Annotated in this window: 16 protein-coding genes; 6 read left to right on the forward strand and 10 right to left on the reverse strand. The window is 61.6% G+C overall.

Annotated elements, in window-relative coordinates; all coding sequences use genetic code 11:
• The first annotated feature begins 50 nt into the window (after positions 1-50).
• Both ABAC402_RS23025 and ABAC402_RS23030 read left to right on the forward strand, forming a co-directional pair.
• The gene (locus ABAC402_RS23025; RefSeq protein ID WP_023448001.1) at positions 51-1,085 is read left to right on the forward strand and encodes a 2'-deoxycytidine 5'-triphosphate deaminase; all 1,035 of its coding nucleotides are present in this window, start codon (positions 51-53) and stop codon (positions 1,083-1,085) included.
• A gap of 243 nt (positions 1,086-1,328) precedes the next feature.
• On the forward strand, positions 1,329-2,177 hold the full coding sequence (locus ABAC402_RS23030) for a DUF817 domain-containing protein (protein WP_023448002.1): 849 nt from the start codon (positions 1,329-1,331) through the stop codon (positions 2,175-2,177).
• A 28-nt stretch (positions 2,178-2,205) separates the two neighbouring features.
• Here ABAC402_RS23030 and ABAC402_RS23035 read toward each other — a convergent pair whose 3' ends face one another.
• From ABAC402_RS23035 to ABAC402_RS23045, 4 genes are all read right to left on the reverse strand, one after another.
• A complete protein-coding gene (locus ABAC402_RS23035) occupies positions 2,206-2,886 on the reverse strand; it encodes a hypothetical protein (protein WP_023448003.1) in 681 nt (226 codons plus the stop codon).
• Complete coding sequence (locus tag ABAC402_RS23040; protein ID WP_023448004.1) at positions 2,887-3,186, reverse strand: transcriptional regulator; 300 nt, start codon at positions 3,184-3,186, stop codon at positions 2,887-2,889.
• Between the two features lies 1 nt (position 3,187).
• Positions 3,188-4,450, reverse strand: coding sequence for a hypothetical protein (locus tag ABAC402_RS40610; RefSeq protein WP_023448005.1), 1,263 nt, complete (start codon positions 4,448-4,450; stop codon positions 3,188-3,190).
• A 72-nt stretch (positions 4,451-4,522) separates the two neighbouring features.
• On the reverse strand, positions 4,523-5,746 hold the full coding sequence (locus tag ABAC402_RS23045; RefSeq protein WP_023448006.1) for an acyltransferase family protein: 1,224 nt from the start codon (positions 5,744-5,746) through the stop codon (positions 4,523-4,525).
• Positions 5,747-5,906: 160 nt separating this feature from the next.
• On the opposite strand from ABAC402_RS23045, the gene ABAC402_RS40070 reads away from it, so the two are divergent.
• Together ABAC402_RS40070 and ABAC402_RS23050 are read left to right on the forward strand one after the other, a co-directional pair.
• Positions 5,907-6,179 carry a hypothetical protein gene (locus ABAC402_RS40070; RefSeq protein WP_023448007.1) on the forward strand — a complete coding sequence of 91 codons (273 nt, stop codon included), beginning with the start codon at positions 5,907-5,909 and terminating at the stop codon, positions 6,177-6,179.
• Between the two features lie 10 nt (positions 6,180-6,189).
• Entirely contained in the window at positions 6,190-7,044 is an 855-nt protein-coding gene (locus tag ABAC402_RS23050) for an alpha/beta hydrolase (RefSeq protein ID WP_023448008.1), read from the forward strand.
• 59 nt (positions 7,045-7,103) lie between these two features.
• On the opposite strand, the gene ABAC402_RS23055 is transcribed toward ABAC402_RS23050, so the two are convergent.
• The gene (locus ABAC402_RS23055) at positions 7,104-9,764 is read right to left on the reverse strand and encodes a M1 family metallopeptidase (protein ID WP_023448009.1); all 2,661 of its coding nucleotides are present in this window, start codon (positions 9,762-9,764) and stop codon (positions 7,104-7,106) included.
• A 433-nt stretch (positions 9,765-10,197) separates the two neighbouring features.
• Here ABAC402_RS23055 and ABAC402_RS23060 point away from each other — a divergent pair, with 433 nt between their 5' ends.
• Positions 10,198-11,076: a DUF3034 family protein gene (locus tag ABAC402_RS23060; protein WP_023448010.1), complete on the forward strand. Its 879-nt coding sequence runs from the start codon at positions 10,198-10,200 to the stop codon at positions 11,074-11,076.
• Between the two features lie 3 nt (positions 11,077-11,079).
• Positions 11,080-11,541 carry a group 1 truncated hemoglobin gene (locus ABAC402_RS23065; RefSeq protein WP_023448011.1) on the forward strand — a complete coding sequence of 154 codons (462 nt, stop codon included), beginning with the start codon at positions 11,080-11,082 and terminating at the stop codon, positions 11,539-11,541.
• A 332-nt stretch (positions 11,542-11,873) separates the two neighbouring features.
• Here the strand turns inward: ABAC402_RS23065 and ABAC402_RS23070 are convergent, their stop codons facing one another.
• From ABAC402_RS23070 to moaA, 5 genes are all read right to left on the reverse strand, one after another.
• Positions 11,874-12,299 (reverse strand): GxxExxY protein, encoded by a 426-nt coding sequence (locus ABAC402_RS23070; RefSeq protein ID WP_023448012.1) that lies wholly within the window; start codon positions 12,297-12,299, stop codon positions 11,874-11,876.
• A gap of 1,358 nt (positions 12,300-13,657) precedes the next feature.
• Positions 13,658-15,358, reverse strand: a complete 1,701-nt coding sequence (locus ABAC402_RS23075; protein ID WP_023448013.1) for a bifunctional protein-serine/threonine kinase/phosphatase — start codon at positions 15,356-15,358, stop codon at positions 13,658-13,660.
• Positions 15,358-16,617 carry a gephyrin-like molybdotransferase Glp gene (glp, locus tag ABAC402_RS23080; protein WP_023448014.1) on the reverse strand — a complete coding sequence of 420 codons (1,260 nt, stop codon included), beginning with the start codon at positions 16,615-16,617 and terminating at the stop codon, positions 15,358-15,360. Before glp ends, ABAC402_RS23075 begins: the two co-directional genes overlap by 1 nt.
• Before the next feature lie 2 nt (positions 16,618-16,619).
• A complete protein-coding gene (gene moaB, locus ABAC402_RS23085; protein ID WP_023448015.1) occupies positions 16,620-17,189 on the reverse strand; it encodes a molybdenum cofactor biosynthesis protein B in 570 nt (189 codons plus the stop codon).
• A 1-nt stretch (position 17,190) separates the two neighbouring features.
• Positions 17,191-18,210 carry a GTP 3',8-cyclase MoaA gene (moaA, locus tag ABAC402_RS23090; protein WP_023448016.1) on the reverse strand — a complete coding sequence of 340 codons (1,020 nt, stop codon included), beginning with the start codon at positions 18,208-18,210 and terminating at the stop codon, positions 17,191-17,193.
• Positions 18,211-18,256 lie beyond the last annotated feature (46 nt).

The following is an 18,256-nucleotide window of genomic DNA, read 5'->3' on the forward strand; positions in this document are numbered from 1 at the left end:
GCGACCTCTCTTAAAGATTGATCCTCCTAAAGAAAAGAGACAAGCCTTACATGAGTTCTCATTCCGCCGTCGCCAACCTTCCCCTTCCGCAAGGCATTCTGCCGATGCAGCATCTGGCGGCCCTGGTCGAGGCGGGTGTGGTGGCGAGCGACACGCCGCTCGAGTCCGACCAGATCCAGCCGGCGAGCATAGACCTGCGGCTGGGTGCGCGGGCGTGGCGGGTGCGGGCCTCGTATCTGCCGCGTGGCCGAACGGTAGCGGATCGGCTGAAGGACGTGGTGATGCACGAGATGGACCTGAGCAAGGGCGCCGTCTTCGAGTCCGGGTGCGTCTATATCGCGGAATTGCAGGAACGTCTCAACCTGCCGCGCGGCATCACCGCGCGCGCCAACCCGAAATCCTCGACCGGCCGGGTTGATGTTTTCGTGCGCCTGCTGTCGGACCGCGGCGACCTGTTCGATGACGTCGTCGAAGGTTATTGCGGTCCGATCTATGTTGAGATCGCTCCCCAGACCTTTTCCGTCCTGGCGCGGACCGGGACGCGGCTGAACCAGTTGCGCCTGAAACGCGGCCACTCGCCCAAGCTCTACACCTTCGACTGCGGCGTCGACCTGACCGGCGAGCTGGTCGGCTTTCGGGCGCGGCGCCATGCCGGCATTATCGACCTGGACCATATCGAAGGCCATGATCCGCGCAAATACTGGGAACCCCTTTATCAGAGCGCCGGCCAGCTTCTGCTCGATCCGGGTGAGTTCTATATCCTGGCCTCCAAAGGCAATGTCGAGATTCCGGTTCTGGAAGCCGCCGAGATGCTGCCGATCGACCCCAGCGTCGGCGAGTTCCGCGTCCACTATGCCGGCTTCTTCGATCCGGGCTTCGGCACCAAAGAGGCTGATGCCCTGGGCTCCAAGGGCGTGCTGGAAGTGCGCTGTCACGAGACGCCCTTCCTGCTGGAAGACGGTCAGACCGTGGCGCGGCTGGTCTATGAACCGCTGACGGAACGGCCGATCAAGCTGTACGGTGAGACGGGTTCGACCTACCAGCGCCAGGGGTTGAAACTGTCCAAGCACTTCAAGCCGTGGTAAAAGTCATACCTCCCCGCGCTCTTCGCGTCGGGTGAGCGTAGCCGGAGTACTGCTCCGGCAAGAGAAGGACCGCACGAGGACGAAGCGCAGCGAAGGACGAGGTGTGGTGGTGGGGCGACTTCCTTTCGGAAACACTGTAATCGGCTACTCCGACAGCAAGTCGCCCCACCACCATTTCGCTGCGCTTCACTGCGTTTCGCTTCACTCATGGTCCCCCTCCCCACCTATGGCGGGGAGGTATAGGTGAATACCCACCCCCTCGCCCCCTTCCTGCAACCCGCCCGACGGTGGATCCGATCGACCCTGCGCCGGCTACCGGAACCCCTGGCCGAGTTCGTCCTGTTCGGGCTGAAGATGGCGTGGTCGTGCCTGTTCGGCGCCGCCATGCTATTCCTGATCATAATTACCGCGCTGGTCTGGCCCGATAATGCCCCCGTCCATCGCTATGATTTTCTGCTGATCTGCGCCGTCCTGATCCAGGCCGCGCTGGTCTGGACGCGGCTCGAAACCCTGGACGAGGTCAAGGTCATCTTCCTCTACCATGTCACTGGCACGGTCATGGAGATCTTCAAGACACATATGGGCTCGTGGTCCTATCCCGAAGACGCCATCTTACGCATCGCCGGTGTGCCACTGTTCACCGGCTTCATGTACGGCAGCGTCGGCAGCTTCATCGCCCGCGCCATCCGCGTCTTCGACATGCGGTTTTCGAACTACCCCAAGGCCTGGATGACCTGGCTGCTGGCGGTGGCCATCTACATCAACTTCTTCAGTCACCACTATGTCTACGACATCCGCTACCTGCTCTTTGCGGTGGCGGCCGTGATGTTCCTGCGCTGCTTCGTCTTTTTCCGCATCGATCAGCGCGTCCATGCCATGCCATTTCTGCTGGCCGGCACGCTGACCGCATTTTTTCTGTGGCTGGCCGAAAACATCGGCACTTTCACCCGCACCTGGCAGTACTATGGCGCCGGCGACGCCTGGAAGCCGGTCAGCCTGCACAAGATGGGGTCATGGGGCCTGCTGCTGATCATCAGCTTCGTGACGGTTTCTCTTGTCTTCCGGCCGAAAGCGCCGGACCGAGAAGCGTAAAGCGCGAGGGGTTAAGAGGCGGACGTCTTTATGTCGCCGCTGGATGTGACTCACAAATTCGGACCTCATACCACCGAAATCCTAGTCCCCCGGGATGTGAAATGATGCAGACCCGATCGTCGATCTGCACATTGTCGTACAGGTCGATATTGACTTTCTGCCAATCGCTCTCAGGCTTCAGGGACCAGGCTGAGAGCATAAAGTAAGGGGTAGCATAGCGGCCACTGGTCTTTTTTGCCGACACTACGACCGATTCCACACGCCCGCGCTTATCCAGAAGCGCGTTGCCATGAACCAGCACAGCGTAAACATAGGGCACGCTACCCAGAATGATAAAACCAACAGCGCGCACCTGCAACGGCCTTTTTGACCAGCTCCACAAGGTCAGAGCCAAAGCGACAAAACACGCTGCTAGCAATGGCATTAGCCAGTCGATAAGGTTGTAGGCTGCAGTTGCTGCACCCAAGGCGCAGCCAGGGAGTGTCGCCAGATAATAAAGCGTTGTTCGACGCATCGGATCATCTGGATCGAGCGTCAACTCGCGCCGTGAAGCCAGAACGAGACCGCATGCAACCACAGGCGCCAGCGCACACGCGGCAACGCTCCAGACCGCCGCCCGCGTCACCAGGCACGTCCCGGCCAGCAAAAGTCCAGCGAAGTTTAACCAGACCAATCTGTCCCAATCGAAACGCTTCCCCATGCCCGCCATCTAACGCTTCTCGACCAGCTTGGACAAGGCCTCCAGATAGCCGGCGAAGGCCTGGCGGCCGGCCGGCGTGATATGCGCCCGCGTCAGGGGTTTACGCCCCTGGAAGCTCTTGACGATCTCGATATAGCCGGCCTCTTCGAGCTTGCGCAGGTGGACCGACAGGTTACCCTGCGTCGCGTCCAGAAGCGCCTTAAGCTCGTTGAAGTCGGCGGCCTCGGCATCCATCAGATAGGCCATAATGCCCAGCCTGAGGCGGCCGTGGATCGCGTCGTCCAGCCGGTTGACGTCGAAACCCGACACGCTATCCGCCCTTTCCGGCACGCGACATGACATAGCCGGGCGCCGCCATCAGCACGAACAACGCGAAACCGAATACAAACAGATAGTTGCCGAGATCACGGATCAAAAAGCCCATGGTGACGGCGGTCAGGAACCAGCCCGCCGAAACCGCGCTCAGCCACAACTTGCGCCGGACGACGAAGGCGACGTACCAGCACGCGCCCTGAAAGGCCGACACCACGGCGGGGTACAGCATCCAGATCAGCTGGTTCTTCTCGCTGGCCGAGACATAGCCAAGCGCGACGCACATCGACAGGTTCGCCAGGCCGGCGCTGGCGAAGGCGCCGTTGATGGCGCGCGTGGCGGCACCGTGCATGCTGTCCTTTCGGTCGCGCCACATCATCCAGAACATGGCGCCCAGGAAGAGGGCGGTCGGCGCGAATCCGACAAACATGAAGGCCACTTCCGGCCACGTCAGCCTAAACGCGATCGGCACCCAAAAGCCGAAACACTGGAGGCCGTAGAGCACCCCCGCAATGAAAAAGAGCTGACCCGCCCCCCTTTGAGCCTTGGGGCCTTCGGTGACCAACGCCTTCAGGAAGGCCAGATCCTTGTGCGCGCCGTCGGCCGAAGGTTCACCGACCTCGTCGGCCTTGCCCGACCGCGCCATGATCAGGCCGGGCACCACCATCAGCACCAGCAGGGCGACACTCAGCAGCAGGAGATAACCGCCCATGTTGCGGATCAGGAAGCCCAGCGCCATGGCCGTCGCCCACCAGCCGAACGCCACACCCAGCAGCCACAACTTGCGCCGCACCATGAAGGCAACATACCAGCACGCCCCCAGGGCAGCGCAGGACACCGGCGGATACAGCAGCCAGATCAGGAAGTTCTGCTGCGTCGCCGAGACGTAGCCGAAGACCACGCACAGGGCCAGATTGGCCAGGCCGGCGCTGGCGAAGGCCGAGTTCAGCGCCCGCGTGGCGACGCCCTGGCTAGCCTCGTTGCGATCCCGCCAGAACACCCAGCCGATGAACCCCACCAGGATCGCGATCGGCGTAACGGCGACCATCACGTTCAACCAGCCCGGCCATTGCCAGCCAAACACGATCTGCAGCCAGTACAGGAAACACTGCGCGCTGTAAGCGGCGCCGGCGACGGCAAACACCTGGCCCGCCGTGACCTGCGCTTTCGGAGCCTGGGACACGAGGGTCTTGAGAAAGGCCAGATCTCCATGTGCCTCGTCCCTGTGGGCGTCTTCCTTTTGCAGGTCCGGGGCTTCCATGCGCTTTTCCTGTGACGAAGCCCCCGGATGGCAAACCACCCGGGGGCCGTTGAGTGGGGGCTTCCAGACCACTTACGCTTCCTGGAGGACGGGGTCAGCGCCTTTTTGGACCTTGCTGCGGCGGCCGTTAAGAATCGTGCCGATGAAAGTGTACCGCACGAAGAGTGCATAGCTCAACAGGCCGACAAACAGCGTACCGAAGATCACGATGCCGGCCTTGAATTCGACGCTCAAAGCGATGTCCTTGATCAGGTACTGGAACAGCATGACCAACGGGATGTGGACAATATAGACCCAGTAGGACGAGTCGGCGGCGTAGCGGATCATTGGCACTTCCTTTGTCTTGAGCAGGACCCGCGCCAGGCCGATCAGGAAGAAGGTCCATGCCCAGGTCGTCAACGGATAGACCAGGCAGTAGATCGGATGGTCCGCACCGTTGACGGTGGCAAATGTCGGGGCCGGGCCGACCAGGGTCAGGCAGAGCCAGGTGCCGCCGACGGCGGCAAGGCCGTAGAGCCAGCACCGGCTGGCGAGGTGGTCCAGCAGGTCAGCCCGGCGGTGCAGCCACCAGCCAAAGGTGAAGGCCGTGGTGAAGCCGGCCACCGCCATCGCGTTCGGGATTATGCCGGTATCGGGCGTCCGGATGCCCATCCACATCATCCATTCGCTGTTGAAGTAAAAGGTCGCAGCCAAAGGCAGGGCCAGGACCAGCGTGATCAGGTCGCTCTTGGTCAGCAGTCCAACGACCTTGTCCAGCGCACGGCCCAGCGGGGCACCGATGCGGGTGACATCGGTGATGACCTTGATGACGGCCATGCCGACATAGAACAGCAGCAAAACGTACAGGAACCACAGGTGGGTAAACGGGAAGGTGTCGGCCGTCAGGGCGGGCGGCGGTGGCGGCGGGGCGGCCGCAGCGGCGGAACCTGCCGCCGGCATATTGGCAACGATCACGAGGGTGATGATGGCAGCGAGAACCACCGGCCAGAAGGCGACCAGCGGTAGGCCGACGCGCTTCAGGCGGTTTCCAAGGAAGGCGGTCAAGGTTCCGCGCTTTTCAAGCAGCAGGCGGGCGAAGAAACCAGCCAGGACGAAGAAGGTCGTCATGCGGAAAATGTGGATGACGTAAAAGGCGATATTGGCCCCGGTCGAGGTTTCGACATCGGCGATGACCCAAAACCGCGGCTCCATGAACGACATGACGCCATGCAAGACGATGCCCAGGAACAGGGCCAGGGCGCGGACGGCGTCAAGGTCGTTCCAACGCTCCCCGCTGGTTTGAACTGAAGTGGTCATGATGGGTCTCCCTACCCGTTAAAACGCGCTGTAAGCGTCGGACCCGCGTCCGATGGCGTCGATGTATATGCCAACTAGTTTGTTTTGTAAACTGGTTTGATGAAATTGCAGTTGCGCACCTTCCGCGGTCGCGGTTAAGTGGCGTGCGAGGGAGCGGAAAATGCAGAAACTGCAAGGCTCTAAAAAGCGGCCAAGGCTTGATGATTGCCTTGCTGATCCTCGCCGGACTGGATGTGATGATCGGGTCGATTGGCGCCACCGCGATGGCCGTGGCACCGCCGTCGTCGGCGCGTTCAGTGACCGCTTTTCGGGACAGTGGATGGAGACAATCGTACTGGGTGGCCTCCTCGCCCGCGCCCTGGAAATTGCGGTGATTGCCCTGACCCAGGTTCACCAGCCGAGAGCAGAGGTTGTCGCCGCCACCGTCTTCTGAAAGAACCGCTATGAACCGCTACTGGCTTATCCTGCGCCGCTTCCTGATCAGCATGGTGGTCGTCGTCGCCACCGCCTATGCCGGCGTTGTCGGCTACCTCTATTTCGCCCAGCGCAGTATCCTCTATTCCATCCAGCCCGAATCCAACCAGCCGATTCAAGGCCTGAAGATCCAGGACCTGCGGCTCAAAACCCCCGACGGCGAGACGCTTCAGGCCTGGTACGAGCCGCCGCAACCGGGGCAACCGGTCATTCTCTTCTTCCACGGCCAGGGCAGCACCCTGACCATGGGCAAGTGGCGCTATGTCCGGATGCACAAACAAGGGGTTGGCTACCTGGCCCTGGCCTATCGCGGCTATTCGCATTCGACCGGCAAGCCCACCGAGACCGGCCTGTTCACCGACGGCCTGACCGCCTATGACTGGCTGCGCCAACAGGGGTTCAGGGACGAAGACATCGTCATCCATGGCCATTCGCTGGGATCAGGCGTTGCGACCTATGTCGCTTCGAAACGCCCGGCGCGTGCCCTGGTGCTGGAAGCGCCCTTCACCGCCGTTTCCGATGTCGCCCAGGAACGCTATCCCTTTGCGCCGGTATCGTTGCTGATGAAGGATCAGTTTCGCAGCCGGACCTATATCAAGGACGTCCATATGCCGTTGCTAATTGCGCATGGCGACCGCGACAGCGTCGTACCCTTCCACCAGGGTCAGAAGCTGTTCACCCTCGCCAACGATCCCAAGACTTTCGTCCACATGCCGGGCTCGGAACACAACACCCTGGCTCGCGACGGGCTCTACCCACATATCTGGACGTTCCTGAACCTCCCATTGGCTGATTACGATCCGGCCATGGAGAGCGCGCCGTAAAAAAGAGGCGGCAAGGCCCGAAGCCTTGCCGCCTGATTTTTTGCGTCTTCCGACTGGTATTATGAGGCGGCCCTGAACGCTGCGGCGACCTCGCCAGCCTTGGCGTCCTTGAGCACGCCGCAGCTACGGACCCTCTCGAGGGTACGGTCGAAGGACAGGGTACCACGGCCGGCCGCAACGACTTTCGACCGCAGGGCGGCATCCAGTTCGTCAGCCCGCGCGGCAGAGCAGTAGCCACCAGCCAGGGTCTGCAGGCGCGAGGCCGAGAAGATGCCGATGCCCTTGGAGAGCGCGTCATAATTGGCCTTGTACCAGTCGAAGGTGACGTCGCGGGCCTTGGGCTGCCCCATCAGGCCGGACAGCAGACGCAGGCGTTCGGTGGCACGCAGGCGGGTATCGCTGAGCAGCACGCCGAACAGCCAGTTGGCCGTCTCGGTCGTGGCGCCGTGGGTTACCGCCACCGTCGCCGACTGACGGAACAGTTCGTCCGTCGAGGTAACGGTCATCTCGTACAGTGCCTTGGCGGCAGGCAGGCCGCCATCTTCGACATGGACGGCCAGGGCCAGGGCCAGAACCGACTGGTCGACAGCTGTCTTGTCGCCCCCCAGATAGGCCACGGCAGCGGCCGTCAGTTTGCTGCGGATACCGGCATCATCGGCGTCATCGGCCATCAGGTTGACCAGGTTGGTGCGCAGGCTCTGGGCATCGGGGGTATCCGACGCGTGGGCGCCCGCCTTCGGATCGAAGCCCAGGGCCGCCAGGCGCGGGCCGTAGATTCCGGCCATGACGCGACGGTAGTCGACTTCGGCTTCGTCGCCGATAATGCCGGCCGTGCGCAGTCCGGCCAGTCGCTGGCCGCCGTCAACGGCGACGCGCGAGTCGGGATTGCCGGCCATGACACGGGCTGAGTCGATCAGCTTGGCCGGGGCCAGCTTGCCGGCGGCGAACTGAGCCCACAGGCTGTCGCTGGCGGCCAGGCCTTCGCCGCCCTTGATAGTGGCGCCAGTGGCAATCAGCTTGTCCCAGTCTTCCGGCGTCAGGGCGAAGCGATAATAACCCGTGCCGCCAGCATTGGGCATGATCTCACCCGGGATATTGTCGACGCCGAGATTGCCTTCCGGCAGATCCAGCATGAAACAGCTCTCGTTCGTGCCGCGACGGACGCATAACGGAATGGTCCAGGTTTGCGGCGCCTGATCGGAGCCCAGGCGCGTGTAGCGCGACTGCGTGGCAACCAGATAGCCGCCGACATGGCTGAACTCGACCACGGGAACGCCCTGCTGGTAGATGAAGCTCTTCATCGCTTCCAGAACCTTGGGATTCTGCGCCGAATCGGCCAGGTTGCCGAAGAACTGGTCGGTCGTGGCACTGCCGTGGGGATGGCGCGACATGTGCAGTCGCACGCCTTCGCGGAACTGCTGGTCACCCAGATAGGCGGCGACCATGGCGACGACCTGGCCACCCTTGCCATAGGTTATGCTGTCGAAGGCCTGGTCGATATCAGCGCTGTTGATGATGGGCTGGCGGATCGGCCGGCCGACCTTCAGGGAGTCGGTGTTCATGGCGGCGAAGGCTTCGTCGATAGCACCTGCGCCGATATTCAGTTCCGGACGCCATTCGTTGCCGATGCGATAACCCATCCAGTTGGCGAAGCTCTCGTTCAGCCAAATGTCGTCCCACCAGGCCGGTGTGACATAGTCCCCGAACCACTGGTGCGACAGCTCGTGCGCCACAATCATGCCGAAGTCACGCTTTTGGTTGGTGTCCGCGCCGGCATCCAGCAGAAGGATGTTGTCGCCGTAAATGTCGAGGCCGGCGTTTTCCATGGCGCCCGGCATGATCGGGGAAGCGACCTGATCCAGCTTGGGATAGGGGAAGCCCTGGTTGAAATAGGCCTCCAGGTGGGCAACGATCGGACCGGTTTCCTGCAAGGCATATTGCAGCTTGTCCTTATTGGGCTGGGTAGCCATGATGCGAATATTGAGCGGCTGGCTGCGCTGGGGCGTCGGCGCGACAACACCTTCGGCGACCGCAAACGGACCGACGGCAAAAGCGATCAGATAGGTCGGCAGAGGCGAGGTCTGGTAGAAGTCGCTGCGCACCAGCTTGCCTTCAGTCAGCGTGTTGTTGCGCGGAAAGTTGCTGGCCACGACCATTTTTTCATCGGCGATGATCGATATCTTGAACGGTGTCTTGTAGCCCGGCTCATCAAACGACGGAAAGGCGGAGCGGGCATCGATCGACTGGAACTGCGACCAGACGTACCACTCGCCGTCGACCTGAACGCGGTAAAGCCCGGCGGCCGTGTCGCCGAAAGCAGCGTCATAATCGAACACCAGGGTCGCTTTTCCGGCGGCGACGGGCTTGGCGAAGTCGAGCCGGACCACGCCCAGCGGATCCACCTGGGTGTATTTCGCTTTGATGGTCTTGTCGTTCTGCAGCACCGTGGCGCTGGAGACCTTAAGGTCGCGGCCATGAATGAACAGGGATGAGGTCTGTTCCTTGACCACGACATCGATTTCGACATGGCCGGTGAAGCGCGGCTTGGAAGGGATGATGGTCAGGGCCAGCCGGTAAGCCGTCGGTTTGGCGGTGTCGGGCAGCTTGCCCTGCGGATAGGCGGCGGCAGGCGCCGCGGGCTTGGAGCTGGTCTGGGCGGCCGCAGTCGTCGCCACTACGGGCGAGGTCAACAGACAAAAAGCGAGGAAAAGAGCGCGCATGGGCCTACCGGTACATGTGAAACAATCTTCCAGCGATAGCACAGGCTCCGCGCGCTTCACATTAAGTTTTTGTAAGGCGACTTCCGGGGCGGATTTTCCTGCCGTCGGTTTTGTCGTGCAACAGGTTAGAGCGGGATGAGTTTTCGTTTTGTCGCGCAATTTATCCGAAAACGGGAGCGCCCGTGCGGTGGCGTCACACTTTATCGGATTGCGCTCTCATACCAAGCCTCATAAGGAATGACTCTTGGTATTCGCATTTTTCCAGCTCAAGCGCCGGACTAGGCGCCCCCCATGGCTCCTCGCAAAAGCTCGGGCGGCCAGTCGGCCTTGCCAACCCTCGGTGTGTCAAGAATTACGCGGGTTGGTATAAGCAAGCTTTAAGGAAATTACAGCAGGATTGGTTTTCACTGACACTGCACCCGCGGGAGCCCCTATGAAGCCCTTGATCCGCCTGATGGGCCTGATGGCAGCTTTCATGCCCGTCGTCAGCGCGGCGCACGCCGAATCTGTCTTCGACTATACCAGCGGCAAGCTGCTGCTGACCGGCGGCGTCAATACGGTCGAAGGCACGGCCGGCGGCGGATTGACGCCTTGGGCGGTCATCGGTTCCTACGGCGAACAGGGCCAGTTCGGTGCCAATGTCTATGCCACCGATATCAACACCACCGACTACGATATCCGGTCCTATGGTGGCCTGGTCGGGCTCGACGACCGGCTGGAAATCTCGTGGTCGCACCAGGATTTCGACACCGAAGCCGTCGGCGCGGCCCTGGGCCTGGGCTACGGCTATACCATCGGCCAGGACGTTCTGGGCGTTAAGGTCAAGGTCCTGGGCGACGCCGTTCTGGAACAGGACACCTGGCTGCCCCAGGTGGCGGTCGGAATCCAGTTCAAGAAGAACCAGAATGGCGCCCTGGTCAAGGCCTTGGGTGCTCGCGACGACGAAGGCACCGACTATTACGTGTCAGCCACCAAGCTGTTCCTGGCCAAGGGTCTGCTGGTCAACGGCACGATCCGCGCCACCAAGGCCAACCAGTTCGGCATTCTCGGTTTCGGCGGCATTGATGACGACTATCATTACCAGTTTGAAGGCTCGGCCGCGTATCTGCTGACCCGCAAACTCGCCATCGGCGCCGAGGTCCGCACCAAGCCCGACAACCTGGCTGTGGCGAAGGAAGACGCAGCGTTCGACGTCTTTGTTGCCTATGCGCCGGTCAAGCACATCTCGGTCACCCTGGCCTATGCCGACCTCGGCAACATCGTCACCCGCCGCCAGACCGGCCTTTACGCCTCGCTGCAAGTCGGATTCTAAACTATGAAAACCGTTCTGATCGCCCTCGCCCTGGCCGTTGTCGCAACCCCCGCCCTGGCGGCTGAACCCGTCAAGGACAGCGCCGCCGTAGCGCCCGTCATCGCGGCCGACGACAGCTTGTATCGCGAATTCGGCGGCCATGACGGCCTGGTCAGGCTGGTCGACGATTTTATGCTCATCCTGCTGGACGATCCGCGCACGCGCGACTTCTTCGTTGCCGCCAAGCAGGACCATATCAAGACAATGCTGGTGGAGCAGTTCTGCGTCGTTCTGAACGGTGGCTGCACCTACACAGGTAAAGGGATGAAAGAATCCCACGCTCAGCTGGGTATTGACCGCGCCAGCTTTAACGCCCTGGTCGAGGATCTGCAAAAGGCGATGGACAAGAACGACATCCCCTTCCACGCCCAGAACAAGCTCCTGGCCGCCCTGGCGCCCCAGCACCGCGATATCGTGACGAATTAAGGATCCGCCCCTCCAAAAAGTCGCGACCAATCAATAAATGACCCCGCTATCTCTCTCTGGTGCGCCGCCGCGTCAAGGCTACCCTCTTGTGATCCATCGGATTACCTTCAAGAATAAATAGAGTAAAAAAAGACCAAGCATCATTCCATGCACGACTAATAAATGCCACCACTGATATCCCCAGCCCACGGCAAAGATCTTATCAACAATAATTAGAATTGAAATGAGACCGAGAAAGACAAAAAAGAGAGCGAAATGTACTTTCGACCGCCGCTCTATTGCATTTTTCTTATGTGTTTTAACTGATTTTCCATCCATCTGCCAGATTCCGGTTAGGGGAAGGGTTGGTGCAGGCGAAGGCGCGAAGACTCGAAATTCATGTGGTTGTTGACCACCCTCTGCAATCCGTCCTTGAAGACGGCGGTCCCGAAGTTCATCAAGAGGCCGAGCGGTTGGTTAGTCAGCCGCAGATAAGTCAGTAGTTGCTTGCCATGCACGGGTGCCAGGCGTTCAACGGATTTCAGTTCGATAATTAGTTTGCCTTCGATCATAAGGTCAGCGCGGAAGCCTTCGCGGAACAAGGTGCCGGCATAGGTAAAATCGATAGGTTTTTGTCGTTCGGCGAGCAGATTGTGACGCGTCAGAGCGTCGGCCATCACGGCTTCGTAAACGGATTCCAGCAGTCCGGGTCCCAGGTCGCGATGAATATGGAAGGCGCAGTCTACGGCTATGCGGGCAATCTCTTCTACGTCCGCCATGTTGCCCTCCGCACGTCCAATCAAGGACAGTAAGTCTGATCATCTGGCGTTGCAACTGGCGAAAAAGGGTGTGCTCACGCGAAGACGCGAAGAACGCGAAACGACGTCATTCTTTTCGGACCTGCCAACGGCGTCGCCGCACTATCCATCTTAACATCTGCGCGCAGCGCGTAACCCGCCCTCCTGAGCTACCACCGGCCACGCCGAAGAGGATGACGTCGTTTCGCGTTTTTCGCGTCTTCGCGTGAGACATAATACCCATGCACGGTGTTGGAGACAGTGGGTGTCTTTTCCCGCGGCAACTGAAGAAAGCTCTGGGTCACGCGAAGACGCGAAGACCGCGAAACGACGTCATTCCTTCCGGACCGGCCAACGGCGTCGCCGCACTATCCATCTTAACATCTGCGCGCAGCGCGTAACCCGCCCTCCTGAGCTACCACCGGCCACGCCGAAGAGGGTGACGTAGCTTCGCGTTCTTCGCGTGAGACATAATACCCATGCCCGGTGTTGGAGACAGTGGGTATCATTCCCCGTGGCAACTGAAGAAAAGCTACGAGTCACGCGAAGACGCGAAGAACACCAAACGACGTCATTCTTTTCGGACCTGCCAACGGCATCGCCGCACTATCCATCTTTACAGCTGCGCGCAGCGCGTAACCCGCCCTCCTGAGCTACCGCCGGCCACGCCGAAGAGGATGACGTCGTTTCGCGTTCTTCGCGTCTTCGCGTGAGACATAATACCCATGCATGGTGTTGGAGACAGTGGGTGTCATTTCCCGCGGCAACTGAAGAAAGCTCTGGGTCACGCGAAGACGCGAAGAACGCGAAACGACGTCATTCCTTCCGGACCGGCCAACGGCATCGATGCACTAACCATCTTTAACGCTTCGCCCGGCGCGTTGCCCGCCCTTCGGAGCTGCTACCGGCCACGCCGAAGAGGGTGACGTAGCTTCGCGTTCTTCGCGTGAGACATAATACCCATGCCCGGTGTTGGAGACAGTGGGTATCATTCCCCGTGGCAACTGAAGAAGAGCTACGAGTCACGCGAAGACGCGAAGAACACCAAACGACGTCATTCCTTTCGGACCGGCCAACGGCATCGCCGCACTAACCATCTTGAACGCTTCGCCCAGCGCGTTGCCCGCCCTTCGGAGCTGCTACAGGCCACGCCGAAGAGGATAACGTCGTTTCGCGTTCTTCGCGTCTTCGCGTGAGACACAAACCGGCGAAGATAAGGGTCCGCACTCGCTAGAGCGGAATGGCGTTAGGTAGAATCGCCAACTCGCTCTAACTTTTTGTTTTGTCGCGCAATTTTTCCGAAAAGTGCTGCACGCTTTATCGGATTGCGCTCTAAAACCTCACAACCGCCCCAGCCCAACCACCAGCAATAGCAGAAACAGCAAGAGCGCCAGAGCCTGCCACAGCTTTTCCGGATGGCGCTGGGCCCAGGTCTGGGTTCGTGCTGGCGCCTGGGCAGTGCTCAGCGCCCCGTTCTCCAACTGATAGGCCAGTTCGAACCCGTCCTGGAACCGTTCGTCGCGGTCGGGGGTAATCGCCGTGCAGATCAGGTTCTCCAGCCAGGCGGGCACGTCCTGGCGTTTGGCGGTCAAGGGCTCGGCCTTGCCGAGGCGCGGCCGCACGAACGGTTCGATTTCGCCATAGGGATAGCTGCCGCCGCTGAACATCCGGTACAGGGTCACGCCCAGGGCGAAGATATCCGTCTGCTCGTCGCCCGAATTACCGTCGAACATTTCCGGCGCGCGGTAGCTGGCCGTGCCCGGTACGTGGTCCGTCACACGTGCCGTATCCAGGTGCGGCAACCGCGCCACGCCGAGATCGATCACCTTCAAACCGCCATCGTTGGTGAGGATGATGTTTTCGGGCTTGATATCGCGATGGATGATTCCGGCCCGGTGCAGGGCGGCGATGGCCTTGGTCAGTTTCAGGGCGATGTCGAGCCCTTCGGCCAGCGCCACCGGCCCATGCAGCAATCGCTTTTCGAGGGTCTCACCCTCATAAAACGGCTGGGCGATATACAGACGGGTCTGGCGCTGCGGCGCCAGGGTCAGGACCCCGCCGACAAAGACGTGATGAACGCGCGACGCCACCCAGGCCTCGCGCGCAAAGGCCGCCCGCGCCGTCGCCTCGCTGCCGATCGTGTCCTGACGCGGAAATTTCAGCAGGGCGGTGCAGTGTTCGATCGTGTCACGCGCCCGAAACACCCGGCTGTAGTCGCTGTCCGCCAGGATGGCTTCCAGCTTGAAACCATCGACCGTATCACCGACCCGGGGCGGGTCCTGGATCGGCAGGCTCGCGAAGACGGCATCGAGGTCCTCCAGGGTGGTGGGTGGCAGGTCGACAATATCGATCACCAGGGCGGTGGCATTGTCCGTCCCGCCGGCGGCCAGGGCGTCGGCGACCAGCCGGCGTGCTGTCTCGTCAGGTGCTGCCCGGGCATTGAGGGTCTCGGTCATCTGGGCCAGTTTCAACGGCCCGTGGACGCCGTCGCTGCTCAGCAGGATGCGGTCGTGGATGGCGACGTCATGGACGCGATAGTCGATCCGGACCGACTCCTCCATGCCGATGGCGCGGGTGATGTAATGGCTGTCCTCGGCGCCTTCGGGTTTGTGATCCCTGGTCAGCAGGCTCAACTGGCCGTCACGCAGTCGGTAGAGCCGGGTATCGCCGACATGGAAGCTGTGCATGCGATGGCCCTTGACTACGATGCCGGTGACGACCGCCGACATGCCCTTCAGCTTTTCGTCCTTCTGGCCCTGGATATGGAGCCAGTGGTTGATGCTTTCGAGTGCGCGGGCCGCCGTCTTGCGCGGTGGCAAGGCATCGCTCTGGCTGAGATAGTCGTCGATAAAGGACCGGACCGTCAGTTCCGCGGCAACGCGCCCACCCTTCGCTCCGCCCACCCCGTCGGCAACGGCAGCGACCAGACCGTGGTGACGCGGCAGGTCTTCAAGACAGGCAGCAGCAAAGTCCTGGTTTTCGTCGCGGCTGCCGATCTCGCTGGCAAATCCGGAAGCGACGCGAAGCCGGGGGGCAGCCATCACAGGCGATCCAGCGGCAGGATGTCGACCAGATCGCCGGGCGACTTCGCCTCCGACCCTGAAGGCAGATGAATCAGGGCGTCGGTACGGGAAAAGACAGTGATCAGCGACGAATCCTGATCGGCGAAGGGCGTCACCTGCATGCGGCCGTCTGACGACAGGCTGCATGTACCGCGCAGGAAGGCTTCGCGAGGGCCATTGGCGCCAATCGCCGCGGTCGTCGTGGCATGGGCGTAATCCTGGCGCGGCGGCATGCCGAGACTGGTCTCCAGCCAGGCTTTCAGCAGGACCTGGGCCATGACAAAGGCTGAGGCCGGATTGCCCGGCAGGCTGAGCACGCGGCGGCCATCCTTGAGGTTGCCGAACGCCGTTGGCTTGCCCGGACGGACCTTGATGCCGTCGAAGCTGAGCTCAAGGCCCAGCTTGGCCAGGGCGGGCTTGACGAGATCATGGTCGCCGACACTGGCGCCGCCAATCGTGACGATCAACTCAGCATCGGCCGTCTTCAGCGCGCGCAGGAGCGATTTTTTGGTGTCTTTGCCGACGCCGAGACTGACCGGCTTGCCGCCCCATTGCTTGATAAGGGCCATGACAGCGTGGGAGGCGGATTCGAAAATCTGGTCGCCCGACGGGATTTCACCCGGCGCCACCAGTTCGTCACCGGTCGACAGCACCGCGATCACCGGCCGTCGGGCGACGGTCACACGATCCAGCCCGGCTGCCGCCACCAGGGACAACCGCCATGGATCCAGCCGTTCCCCCGACTTCAGCAGAACGTCACCGCAGTTGAAGTCCTGACCCGTCGGGCGGACATGGCGCCGGGTCAGTTTCAGACCGTCACTGAGAATGGTCACTGTGCCCTCACCGGCCAACGTGTTTTCCTGCACCACCACCGCATCGCAACCGGCCGGAACCGCCGCGCCGGTAAAGATACGCACAGCCTGGCCCCGGCTCACCCTCCCCGTAAAGGCGCGACCGGCCTGGCTTTCGCCGACCAGCTTCAAGGTCGCCGGGTTGACCCGCCGCGCCAGGTCCTGGCTGCGAACGGCATAACCGTCCATGGCCGAGGCCTTGAACGGCGGCTGGTCGCGCGTGGCGGTCACATCCTGGGCCAGAACGCGGCCCAGGGCCTTGGTCAGGGCGACCGTCTCCGTCACCACAGACAGGGCACCGGCGCGCACCCGGTACTGGGCGTGGGCGACCGTGACAAGATTGGGTCTCAGGGGCCCATCTTCCTGCAAAATGGCATCGGGGACCATGGTCAGCGCTCGTCGAGGCGCGACATCAACTCGACCATGTTGCAGGGACCATGGCGGGAATCGAGCTGCCAGCGGATGACCTTGTCCCAGCCGTCCTTGACCGCGCCGTTCGAGCCCGGCAGGCAGAAGACGAAGACGCCATCGACGATGCCGGCGGTCGCCCGCGATTGCAGGGTCGACAGGCCGACCGTCTGGTAGCTGAGCATATGGAAGATGGTCGAAAAGCCGTCGATGCGTTTGGACATCAGCGGCTCAATGGCTTCGGGCGTGACGTCGCGGCCAGTGATGCCGGTGCCGCCGGTCGAGATGATGGCGTCGACCTCGCCGGAGCTTGTCCAGTTTTTTACGACCGTGCGGATCTTGTCGATATCGTCGCGAACGATCTCGCGTGCGGCGACCCGATGGCCGGCGGCTTCGATGCGCCTGGCCAGAATATCGCCGGAGGTGTCGCTTTCCTCGTCGCGGGTATCGGACACGGTCAGGACGGCGATGCTGACCTGTTTGAACGGCCGCTCGGCGTTGATCCGCCCGCCGCCCAGCCACTTCAGATCTTCTTGTGCTATCTCGGACATGTTATCCCCCGGTCACGGACATGGTGCGCGCCGGCCGGTGGCTTCGTTCAACCGGCGGCAAGGCGTTGGAATTGATGAAAAAATCATGGGCGCGCGGCTTCTGCGCCAGGGCCTGCTGCAGGGCCTGCGCCAATCCGGCATCGCTCGGGTCGTCACGCAACGGTTCGCGCAGGTCGACACGGTCATCCTGGCCCAGGCACATGTAAAGCTGACCGGTGCAGGTGATGCGTACCCGATTGCAGGTGTCGCAGAAATTATGTGACAGCGGCGTGATCAAGCCCAGGCGGCCACCTGTTTCGGCGATGCGATAGTAACGCGACGGCCCGGCCGTCGTTTCCGCCGTACTATCGACCGTCCAGAAGCTGCGTAAGGTTTCGAGCACCTCGCCCAGCGATACGAACTGGGCCTCACGGCCTTCGATCTCGCCCAGCGGCATGGTCTCAATCAGCGACACATCCATGCCGCGCTCATGGGCAAAGGCGATGATGTCAGGGATATCCGCGAGATTGTCCTGGGCGAGGGCGACGACGTTCAGCTTGACCTTGATACCGTGGGCTTGCGCCGCTTCGATGCCGTTCAGGACTTTCGCCAGGTCGCCGCCGCGGGTGATACGACGGAACACCTCAGGCCTCAGGCTGTCACACGAGACATTGATCCGCCTGATCCCCGCCGCCGCCAGAGTCGATGCGGCGCCGGCCAGCAGGGTGCCGTTGGTGGTCAGGGTCAATTCCTTGAGCCGGCCGGCATGAACCTCCTCGCCCAGTCGCGCGATAAAGTCGAGCACGCCCTTGCGTACCAGGGGTTCGCCGCCGGTAATGCGCAGCTTGTCGACACCGCTCCTGATCAGGAAACGGCTCAGCCGTTCCGTCTCTTCCCAGGTCAGCAAATCCTTCCGCGGGAGGAAGGTCTGAGTCTCGCTCATGCAATAGGTGCAGCGCAGGTCGCAGCGGTCGGTCACCGACAGCCGGACATAGCTGATGCGACGGCCAAAACCGTCGATAAGAGGCGCAGGCGAGGTCATCGGCGAAACCTAGTCGCGTGACGCGATTATCTCAAGACAAAACCCT

Origin of the sequence: Asticcacaulis sp. AC402 (assembly GCF_000495835.1) — a bacterium.
GTDB lineage: Bacteria > Pseudomonadota > Alphaproteobacteria > Caulobacterales > Caulobacteraceae > Asticcacaulis.

Excerpts from the sequence above, each read along its gene's own strand:
- ABAC402_RS23025 (WP_023448001.1), top strand. The coding sequence starts at position 51 with ATGAGTTCTCATTCCGCCGTCGCCAACCTTCCCCTTCCGCAAGGCATT.
- ABAC402_RS23035 (WP_023448003.1), bottom strand. The coding sequence starts at position 2,886 with ATGGCGGGCATGGGGAAGCGTTTCGATTGGGACAGATTGGTCTGGTTA.
- ABAC402_RS40610 (WP_023448005.1), bottom strand. The coding sequence starts at position 4,450 with ATGGAAGCCCCGGACCTGCAAAAGGAAGACGCCCACAGGGACGAGGCA.
- ABAC402_RS23045 (WP_023448006.1), bottom strand. The coding sequence starts at position 5,746 with ATGACCACTTCAGTTCAAACCAGCGGGGAGCGTTGGAACGACCTTGAC.
- ABAC402_RS40070 (WP_023448007.1), top strand. The coding sequence starts at position 5,907 with ATGCAGAAACTGCAAGGCTCTAAAAAGCGGCCAAGGCTTGATGATTGC.
- ABAC402_RS23050 (WP_023448008.1), top strand. The coding sequence starts at position 6,190 with ATGAACCGCTACTGGCTTATCCTGCGCCGCTTCCTGATCAGCATGGTG.
- ABAC402_RS23055 (WP_023448009.1), bottom strand. The coding sequence starts at position 9,764 with ATGCGCGCTCTTTTCCTCGCTTTTTGTCTGTTGACCTCGCCCGTAGTG.
- ABAC402_RS23060 (WP_023448010.1), top strand. The coding sequence starts at position 10,198 with ATGAAGCCCTTGATCCGCCTGATGGGCCTGATGGCAGCTTTCATGCCC.
- ABAC402_RS23065 (WP_023448011.1), top strand. The coding sequence starts at position 11,080 with ATGAAAACCGTTCTGATCGCCCTCGCCCTGGCCGTTGTCGCAACCCCC.
- ABAC402_RS23070 (WP_023448012.1), bottom strand. The coding sequence starts at position 12,299 with ATGGCGGACGTAGAAGAGATTGCCCGCATAGCCGTAGACTGCGCCTTC.
- ABAC402_RS23075 (WP_023448013.1), bottom strand. The coding sequence starts at position 15,358 with ATGGCTGCCCCCCGGCTTCGCGTCGCTTCCGGATTTGCCAGCGAGATC.
- glp (WP_023448014.1), bottom strand. The coding sequence starts at position 16,617 with ATGGTCCCCGATGCCATTTTGCAGGAAGATGGGCCCCTGAGACCCAAT.
- moaB (WP_023448015.1), bottom strand. The coding sequence starts at position 17,189 with ATGTCCGAGATAGCACAAGAAGATCTGAAGTGGCTGGGCGGCGGGCGG.
- moaA (WP_023448016.1), bottom strand. The coding sequence starts at position 18,210 with ATGACCTCGCCTGCGCCTCTTATCGACGGTTTTGGCCGTCGCATCAGC.